The 7,110-nt window shown below is 55.5% G+C and carries 1 protein-coding gene and 3 rRNA genes; all 4 read left to right on the forward strand.

Features of this window, described 5'->3' with window-relative positions:
- A partial coding sequence (locus tag ABZS61_RS34550) for an NtaA/DmoA family FMN-dependent monooxygenase (protein WP_356430421.1) occupies positions 1-1,087 on the forward strand: 1,087 nt, incomplete at its 5' end.
- Between the two features lie 176 nt (positions 1,088-1,263).
- Positions 1,264-2,796 (forward strand): 16S ribosomal RNA (locus ABZS61_RS34555).
- Positions 2,797-3,181: 385 nt separating this feature from the next.
- A 23S ribosomal RNA gene (locus ABZS61_RS34560) occupies positions 3,182-6,063 on the forward strand.
- Between the two features lie 154 nt (positions 6,064-6,217).
- A 5S ribosomal RNA gene (rrf, locus tag ABZS61_RS34565) occupies positions 6,218-6,330 on the forward strand.
- Together the 16S, 23S and 5S rRNA genes form the textbook arrangement of a ribosomal RNA operon.
- The last annotated feature ends 780 nt before the right edge of the window (positions 6,331-7,110 follow it).

Genomic DNA, 7,110 nt, shown 5'->3' on the forward strand with positions numbered 1-7,110 from the left:
ATGGGAGCGCATCGGTCCGGCGGTCGATTCCGTACGGGACGTCGTGGGCGGCAGCGAGGGAGGTCTCGCGGTCCACATCACCGGACCCGGCGGCGCCTTCGTGCGCGAGCTCGCGCGGCAGGCCGAGGCCGCGAAATTCGACCTGCTGTTCGTCGCCGACGGCCTGCACATCAACGCGAAATCGATCCCGCACTTCCTGAATCGTTTCGAGCCGCTCACGCTGCTGTCGGCACTGGCGCTCGTCACCGAGCGGATCGGGCTGGTCGGCACGCTGTCGACGTCGTACAGCGATCCGTTCACCGTCGCGCGGCAGTTCTCGAGCCTCGACCACCTGAGCGACGGCCGCGCCGGCTGGAACGTCGTCACGTCGCCGCTCGAAGGCTCGGCGAAGAATTTCTCGCGCGACAAACATCCCGAGCATGCGCTGCGCTACCGGATCGCATCGGAATTCCTCACCGTGACGAAGGGGCTGTGGGACTCGTGGGAAGACGACGCATTCGTGCGCGACAAGGCGAGCGGCGTGTTCTTCGATCCGGACAAGCTGCACACGCTGAATCACACCGGCGAATTCTTCTCGGTGGCCGGGCCGCTGAACATCGGCCGCTCGCGACAGGGGCGCCCGATCCTGTTCCAGGCCGGCGCGTCGGACGACGGCAAGGGGGTCGCGGTCGAGCATGCCGATGCGATCTACACGCGCCAGGAGACGATCCCGCTCGCGCAGGCGTTCTATGCGGACGTGCAGAAGCGGCTCGCGGCGCGCGGTCGCGCACCCGACAGCCTGAAGGTGTTCCAGGGCACGAGCGTGATCGTCGCGGCATCGGCCGCCGACGCGGAGGCGCAGTATCAGGACACGGCGCGGCTCGTGACGATCGACAACGCGCTCGACTATCTCGGCCGCTACTTCGATCACCACGACTTCACGCAATACGCGCTCGACGCGCCGTTCCCGGATCTCGGCGAGCTCGGCGGCAACCAGTTCCGCAGCACCACCGACACGATCAAGCGCGACGCAGCCGAGCGCGGCTTGACGCTTCTGAAAACGCAGCGCTGCCGGGAAACACGAAGTTCCTCGCAGAATGCTCTTTAAAAATTAACAGCCGATAAGTGTGGGCGCTTGATGGCAGCGAGCTGATCCTCGGATCAGATAGCGAAAGTATCAAGAGTCTCACACTAAAGTAAGTCAGGTTTATGAAGTGATTCATATTCCTGTCAGCTTTGAGTGAGCGACCGGTTCTTAACTGAACCGAAAACAGTAACAGGTTTAAACTGAAGAGTTTGATCCTGGCTCAGATTGAACGCTGGCGGCATGCCTTACACATGCAAGTCGAACGGCAGCACGGGTGCTTGCACCTGGTGGCGAGTGGCGAACGGGTGAGTAATACATCGGAACATGTCCTGTAGTGGGGGATAGCCCGGCGAAAGCCGGATTAATACCGCATACGATCTACGGATGAAAGCGGGGGACCTTCGGGCCTCGCGCTATAGGGTTGGCCGATGGCTGATTAGCTAGTTGGTGGGGTAAAGGCCTACCAAGGCGACGATCAGTAGCTGGTCTGAGAGGACGACCAGCCACACTGGGACTGAGACACGGCCCAGACTCCTACGGGAGGCAGCAGTGGGGAATTTTGGACAATGGGCGAAAGCCTGATCCAGCAATGCCGCGTGTGTGAAGAAGGCCTTCGGGTTGTAAAGCACTTTTGTCCGGAAAGAAATCCTTGGCTCTAATACAGTCGGGGGATGACGGTACCGGAAGAATAAGCACCGGCTAACTACGTGCCAGCAGCCGCGGTAATACGTAGGGTGCGAGCGTTAATCGGAATTACTGGGCGTAAAGCGTGCGCAGGCGGTTTGCTAAGACCGATGTGAAATCCCCGGGCTCAACCTGGGAACTGCATTGGTGACTGGCAGGCTAGAGTATGGCAGAGGGGGGTAGAATTCCACGTGTAGCAGTGAAATGCGTAGAGATGTGGAGGAATACCGATGGCGAAGGCAGCCCCCTGGGCCAATACTGACGCTCATGCACGAAAGCGTGGGGAGCAAACAGGATTAGATACCCTGGTAGTCCACGCCCTAAACGATGTCAACTAGTTGTTGGGGATTCATTTCCTTAGTAACGTAGCTAACGCGTGAAGTTGACCGCCTGGGGAGTACGGTCGCAAGATTAAAACTCAAAGGAATTGACGGGGACCCGCACAAGCGGTGGATGATGTGGATTAATTCGATGCAACGCGAAAAACCTTACCTACCCTTGACATGGTCGGAATCCTGCTGAGAGGCGGGAGTGCTCGAAAGAGAACCGGCGCACAGGTGCTGCATGGCTGTCGTCAGCTCGTGTCGTGAGATGTTGGGTTAAGTCCCGCAACGAGCGCAACCCTTGTCCTTAGTTGCTACGCAAGAGCACTCTAAGGAGACTGCCGGTGACAAACCGGAGGAAGGTGGGGATGACGTCAAGTCCTCATGGCCCTTATGGGTAGGGCTTCACACGTCATACAATGGTCGGAACAGAGGGTTGCCAACCCGCGAGGGGGAGCTAATCCCAGAAAACCGATCGTAGTCCGGATTGCACTCTGCAACTCGAGTGCATGAAGCTGGAATCGCTAGTAATCGCGGATCAGCATGCCGCGGTGAATACGTTCCCGGGTCTTGTACACACCGCCCGTCACACCATGGGAGTGGGTTTTACCAGAAGTGGCTAGTCTAACCGCAAGGAGGACGGTCACCACGGTAGGATTCATGACTGGGGTGAAGTCGTAACAAGGTAGCCGTATCGGAAGGTGCGGCTGGATCACCTCCTTTCCAGAGCTTCTCGCAAAGTTGAGCGCTCACGCTTATCGGCTGTTGATAAAGACAGAAAGACTGTCTGTTAGCGGTTTAACCGGTTATAATGCCGGCCGCTTTCGATAATCATCAATGACAAACATTCGAATGACGATTGTTCGAGTCTTTGTCATTGGCGATTGAGCCAGTCAGAGTGATACGTAGTATGTATCGGCTGTCGTTCTTTAACAATCTGGAAGAAGTAAGTAATTTGGATAGCGGAAGCGTCTTGAGATGGACGTGGAAACTATCCGGGTTGTGATTGTATCGATGTATCTCAAGATGATTCGAACTCTATGTTTGACTCAATTGGAATACGGCACAACGCGAGAACTCAACCTGTAGCGAGACAGACTCGTTATAGGGTCAAGCGAACAAGTGCATGTGGTGGATGCCTTGGCGATCACAGGCGATGAAGGACGCGGTAGCCTGCGAAAAGCTACGGGGAGCTGGCAAACAAGCTTTGATCCGTAGATGTCCGAATGGGGAAACCCACTCCTTTTGGAGTATCCATGGCTGAATACATAGGCCATGCGAAGCGAACGCGGTGAACTGAAACATCTAAGTAACCGCAGGAAAAGAAATCAACCGAGATTCCCAAAGTAGTGGCGAGCGAAATGGGATGAGCCTTGCACTCTTTATTTGTATTGTTAGCCGAACGCTCTGGAAAGTGCGGCCATAGCAGGTGATAGCCCTGTAGGCGAAAACAGTATGAAAGAACTAGGTGTGCGACAAGTAGGGCGGGACACGTGAAATCCTGTCTGAAGATGGGGGGACCATCCTCCAAGGCTAAATACTCGTGATCGACCGATAGTGAACCAGTACCGTGAGGGAAAGGCGAAAAGAACCCCGGGAGGGGAGTGAAATAGATCCTGAAACCGCATGCATACAAACAGTCGGAGCCTCGTAAGGGGTGACGGCGTACCTTTTGTATAATGGGTCAGCGACTTACGTTCAGTAGCAAGCTTAACCGTATAGGGCAGGCGTAGCGAAAGCGAGTCCGAATAGGGCGTTCAGTTGCTGGGCGTAGACCCGAAACCAGGTGATCTATCCATGGCCAGGATGAAGGTGCGGTAACACGTACTGGAGGTCCGAACCCACTAACGTTGAAAAGTTAGGGGATGAGCTGTGGATAGGGGTGAAAGGCTAAACAAACCTGGAAATAGCTGGTTCTCTCCGAAAACTATTTAGGTAGTGCCTCGTGTCTCACCTTCGGGGGTAGAGCACTGTCATGGTTGGGGGGTCTATTGCAGATTACCCCGCCATAGCAAACTCCGAATACCGAAGAGTGCAATCACGGGAGACAGACATCGGGTGCTAACGTCCGGTGTCAAGAGGGAAACAACCCAGACCGCCAGCTAAGGTCCCCAAATATAGCTAAGTGGGAAACGAAGTGGGAAGGCTAAAACAGTCAGGAGGTTGGCTTAGAAGCAGCCACCCTTTAAAGAAAGCGTAATAGCTCACTGATCGAGTCGTCCTGCGCGGAAGATGTAACGGGGCTAAGCTATATACCGAAGCTGCGGATGCGAGCTTTGCTCGCATGGTAGGAGAGCGTTCCGTAAGCCTGCGAAGGTGCCTTGTAAAGGGTGCTGGAGGTATCGGAAGTGCGAATGCTGACATGAGTAGCGATAAAGGGGGTGAAAGGCCCCCTCGCCGTAAGCCCAAGGTTTCCTACGCAACGTTCATCGGCGTAGGGTGAGTCGGCCCCTAAGGCGAGGCAGAAATGCGTAGCTGATGGGAAGCAGGTCAATATTCCTGCACCATTGTTAGATGCGATGGGGGGACGGATCGCGGAAGGTTGTCCGGGTGTTGGAAGTCCCGGTCGCTGCATTGGAGAAGGCACTTAGGCAAATCCGGGTGCGGAATTCAAGGGTGTGGCGCGAGCTCCTTAGGGAGCGAAGCAATTGGAAGTGGTTCCAAGAAAAGCCTCTAAGCTTCAGTCTAACGATGACCGTACCGCAAACCGACACAGGTGGGCGAGATGAGTATTCTAAGGCGCTTGAGAGAACTCGGGAGAAGGAACTCGGCAAATTGGTACCGTAACTTCGGGATAAGGTACGCCCTTGTAGCTTGACTGGCTTGCGCCAGAAGGGTGAAGGGGTTGCAATAAACTGGTGGCTGCGACTGTTTAATAAAAACACAGCACTCTGCAAACACGAAAGTGGACGTATAGGGTGTGACGCCTGCCCGGTGCCGGAAGATTAAATGATGGGGTGCAAGCTCTTGATTGAAGTCCCGGTAAACGGCGGCCGTAACTATAACGGTCCTAAGGTAGCGAAATTCCTTGTCGGGTAAGTTCCGACCTGCACGAATGGCGTAACGATGGCCACACTGTCTCCTCCCGAGACTCAGCGAAGTTGAAGTGTTTGTGATGATGCAATCTACCCGCGGCTAGACGGAAAGACCCCATGAACCTTTACTGTAGCTTTGCATTGGACTTTGAACCGATCTGTGTAGGATAGGTGGGAGGCTATGAAACCGGAACGCTAGTTTCGGTGGAGCCGTCCTTGAAATACCACCCTGGTTTGTTTGAGGTTCTAACCTTGGCCCGTGATCCGGGTCGGGGACAGTGCATGGTAGGCAGTTTGACTGGGGCGGTCTCCTCCCAAAGCGTAACGGAGGAGTACGAAGGTACGCTAGGTACGGTCGGAAATCGTGCTGATAGTGCAATGGCATAAGCGTGCTTAACTGCGAGACCGACAAGTCGAGCAGGTGCGAAAGCAGGTCATAGTGATCCGGTGGTTCTGTATGGAAGGGCCATCGCTCAACGGATAAAAGGTACTCTGGGGATAACAGGCTGATACCGCCCAAGAGTTCATATCGACGGCGGTGTTTGGCACCTCGATGTCGGCTCATCTCATCCTGGGGCTGTAGCCGGTCCCAAGGGTATGGCTGTTCGCCATTTAAAGAGGTACGTGAGCTGGGTTTAAAACGTCGTGAGACAGTTTGGTCCCTATCTGCCGTGGGCGTTGGATATTTGAAGGGGGCTGCTCCTAGTACGAGAGGACCGGAGTGGACGAACCTCTGGTGTACCGGTTGTCACGCCAGTGGCATCGCCGGGTAGCTATGTTCGGAAGAGATAACCGCTGAAAGCATCTAAGCGGGAAACTCGCCTTAAGATGAGATATCCCTGGGGACTAGATCCCCTTGAAGGGTCGTTCGAGACCAGGACGTTGATAGGTCAGGTGTGTAAGCGCAGTAATGCGTTCAGCTAACTGATACTAATTGCCCGTAAGGCTTGATCCTATAACAAGTCTGCCTTGTAGATCTGCGCCGTGCGACAGCACCGGCCGCGATCCAAAGCGACAAGTTGGATTCTCGTGTGTGATACACACAACTCAAGATTACTGCTTCTTCCAGGATTGGTTGTGCTGCGAAGCCAGCGCAACAACCCTCTTTGCCTGATGACCATAGCGAGTCGGTCCCACCCCTTCCCATCCCGAACAGGACCGTGAAACGACTCTACGCCGATGATAGTGCGGATTCCCGTGTGAAAGTAGGTAATCGTCAGGCTCCCTAAGCCAGAAACCCCCGCCCGAAAGGCGGGGGTTTTTGCATTGGCGCGGCGGAAATGCACATGGGATCAGGACGGGCGGCCGGCTTGATACAGCTCCGCGGCACTCCTACCTCCAGGCACGTTTCGCCGCACCGCACGTCAATCTGGCGAGACTGAGGCGTGGAATGCGTCGATCCAGGCCTTCAATGTTCTCGGCCATTGGCTGCGCCGCACGTCAACCTGGCTGGAATCGGAGCGTCGAATGCGGCGACTCAGGTCACCGCTGTTCTCGAGCGATCTGCAGCGCTGCGCTAATGAGATCTCCCAACGCTCTCCCTGTACCACACATCAATCGGCCCCCAGTAGTCCACATCAGACGTCGATTCAATTAGACGTCGATTTATCCGGAATGGCAGCGGAATGGCTGATGATGTGCGACGTTTGTCGAAAATGACTGGCGATTGATGTGTCCGGGCAAATGGCATCTTGAACCATCTACCGGTCCTTCGACACGATACATCGACGTAATCGTCGGCGCACACAACGAACTCAGCGCCAAATCGTCATAAAAATCTATGCGCATAAAGTCCATTCGAGCGACAGGCCCGGCAGAGCGGAGAGCGCGCCCTTCGGGGTAATATCGCCTTTCGTCCCGATTCCCGGCGTTTCCAGGCAACCGCCGGCGGTCGGTGTCCTCCGTATTCCGTCTCCCGCACCGTTCATGACTGACAGCCCTGCCCAAGGTGGTCGGACGACCGACTTCTTGCCGTATCTCGTCGCCGCAACGTTCTTCATGG

The sequence above is a fragment of the Streptomyces sp. NPDC005566 genome (assembly GCF_040605575.1).
Classification (GTDB): Bacteria; Actinomycetota; Actinomycetes; order Streptomycetales; family Streptomycetaceae; genus Streptomyces.